We start from the raw sequence: 2259 nt of genomic DNA, 5'->3' as shown, positions 1-2259 counted from the left end.
CCGCGCCGTTGCCTTCCTCCACATCAACCGCCAGTGACAAGACCTGACATGGAATCCCGCCGCATGCTTTCGCTTCGCCTCTCACCGCTGCCCGTCCGTCGGCGCGCAGCCACCCGCGCCGCCCTGGGGTCCACACTCGTGGCCAGCCTCTGGCTCGCCGGCTGTGCTGTCCAGCAGCCGCAGCCGCCCAATACGGCAGCCGCTGTCTACGCGCCGCCCGTGTCTGCACAGGCCCCGATGCCGACGCCGCCGACGGCGACGCCACAAGCCGGCGCGCCCGACCCCCAGGTGCTGGGCCTGTGGAAGATCGAGCAGGCGCGCGCAGCGCCAGTCATCCACAAGCTCAACGCGCGCCTGAACTTCGGCACCGATGGCCGCTTCACCGGCAGCGGCGGCTGCAACAGCCTCGCGAGCAACTACACGCTCGCGGGCAACCAGCTCCGGCTCGGTCCGGTGGTCGCCACCCGCAAGCACTGTGGCGAGGTGTTGATGGAGCAGGAAGACCGCGTCATCACCGCGCTGGAACGCGCGGTCGGTGCACAGGTGCCGCCGCACGGCCTGCTCGAACTGAGCGACACGAATGGCACAGTGCTGCTGCGCGCGACGCGTATGCCGGCGCCGTAACAGAACCGAGGCCAACGACGATGACGAACGACGCCAAGAGCGCAAGCGCCGGCTTTGCAACCTGCGACCTTTGCGATGCGCACAAGAACGACACCAGCGGCGCCTTCCGCGTGCTGCCGCCGGTCTTCCACAGTTACGGCGGCGTCGCCCGCTTCGCCGGGCCGGTGGTGACGGTGAAGTGCTTCGAGGACAACAGCCTCGTCAGGCAGGCGCTCGACGAGCCGGGCAGCGTGATGACACCCTCCGGCAACGTGGGCCGGGTGCTGGTGGTGGATGGCGGCGCGTCGCTGCGCCGCGCGCTGGTCGGCGGCAATATCGGCGCGGCTGCGGCGCGCAATGGCTGGGCCGGCGTGGTCGTCAACGGCTGTGTGCGCGACGCCGCCGAGTTGGCTGCCTGCCAAGTCGGCATCCGCGCCTTGGCCCTCATGCCGATGCCGCCTGAAAAGCGCGGTGAAGGCCAGCGCGATGTAGCCGTACAGGTGCAGGGAGTGTGGGTGCGCCCCGGCGAGTGGCTCTATGCGGACGCAGACGGCATCGTCGTGATGCCGGCCGCGGCGGCGAGCTGAGACGATGACGATCAGGCGACGCAGCACGCTCGGCTTCCTCCTGCTCGGCGCGAGCGGTTGGTCGTCGGGCGCGGCGCTGCTCGAAAACGTCGTCGAGGACTTGCTGATCGCTGAACTGCCCCGCGTGCTCGGGCCTGCCGCGCGCTACGGCGCCAAGGTCATCGGCGCCTGGCCCGACGGCAGCCACTTCGAACAAGTGCGCGTGGTGGGCGAGCGCGTCGCGCGGCCCGGCAACCCGGTGATCGACCGGCTGGAAGCCGACCTGCGCGACGTGGAGGTCGATGCGCTGCGCCGGCAAGTCGATTCGATCGGCGATGCGCAAGCCAGCGCGCATGTCCGCGCCGCCGATCTGGCCGCCTTCCTGCGCCGGCAAGGCTGGGTGCAGGGCGCCACGGTCACCTTCAGCGGCCGCAACGGCATCACGGTGACGGGCCGCCCCAGCATGGCCGGCTTCACCACCGCGCCGGCTCTCGGCAACGCGGAGTTCCGAGGCCGGCTGCTGCCGCAGGGCTCGCAACTGCGCCTCGCGGTCGATGCGGTGCGTATCGCCGGCTTCGAGGCCACCGAGCTGACGCGCGCGGTGCTCGAAGGCACGATCAATCCGATCTTGGACACGTCGGCGTATGCGGTGCCATCGCGCATCGACGCGGTGGAGATGCAGGGCGGCGCGATGGTGATCCGGGCATCGGGGAGCGGGCTGAAGCCGGCGGCTGCGGCGCCGCGCTGAAAGAAAGTGGGGCCGCCAAGGCGGCGCGAACCGAAGGTTACTGCGGTGGACATCGATGCACGTGAGGGCGTGGCTCCTTGGGTGCTCCTGACTTGCCTGTTGTCTCCCAGAGAAGAAGTCGATCGGCGAGACCTCCTACCGGCCAGGAGCGGATGTTCGCTGCGTCTGCTTTGAGCGCTCCTGTGTTCCTAGGGTCCGGTTTGTGGCGGCCATGTCGATCGACGTATCCGCCACGCAGCACGCCAGAACTGCGTAGACGTGCCTTTTCTCACGTCGTTTCCTCCCTGTGCATCGTTACCATCCGCGGACCAAGTTCGGCAGCCGGGGAGACGGGATGACTAC

General features: G+C 69.4%; 3 protein-coding genes. All 3 read left to right on the top strand.

What is annotated here, in order from left to right; translation table 11 throughout:
- Positions 1-63 precede the first annotated feature (63 nt).
- From H0W38_RS21225 to H0W38_RS21215, 3 genes are read left to right on the top strand one after another with little or no spacing between them, the layout of a single operon-like run.
- The gene (locus H0W38_RS21225) at positions 64-624 is read left to right on the top strand and encodes an META domain-containing protein (protein ID WP_292457942.1); all 561 of its coding nucleotides are present in this window, start codon (positions 64-66) and stop codon (positions 622-624) included.
- A gap of 20 nt (positions 625-644) precedes the next feature.
- Positions 645-1190: a ribonuclease E activity regulator RraA gene (rraA, locus tag H0W38_RS21220; RefSeq protein WP_292457939.1), complete on the top strand. Its 546-nt coding sequence runs from the start codon at positions 645-647 to the stop codon at positions 1188-1190.
- Between the two features lie 4 nt (positions 1191-1194).
- Positions 1195-1917 (top strand): LmeA family phospholipid-binding protein, encoded by a 723-nt coding sequence (locus H0W38_RS21215; protein ID WP_292457936.1) that lies wholly within the window; start codon positions 1195-1197, stop codon positions 1915-1917.
- Positions 1918-2259: the final 342 nt, after the last annotated feature.

The organism is Methylibium sp. (assembly GCF_013817365.1).
In the GTDB taxonomy this organism is placed as follows: domain Bacteria; phylum Pseudomonadota; class Gammaproteobacteria; order Burkholderiales; family Burkholderiaceae_C; genus Methylibium.
This window is presented reverse-complemented; position numbering and strand designations above follow the sequence as displayed.

Bases quoted from the DNA above. Each gene is read 5' to 3' on its own strand.
- H0W38_RS21215 (WP_292457936.1), top strand. From the start codon at position 1,195: ATGACGATCAGGCGACGCAGCACGCTCGGCTTCCTCCTGCTCGGCGCG.
- rraA (WP_292457939.1), top strand. From the start codon at position 645: ATGACGAACGACGCCAAGAGCGCAAGCGCCGGCTTTGCAACCTGCGAC.
- H0W38_RS21225 (WP_292457942.1), top strand. From the start codon at position 64: ATGCTTTCGCTTCGCCTCTCACCGCTGCCCGTCCGTCGGCGCGCAGCC.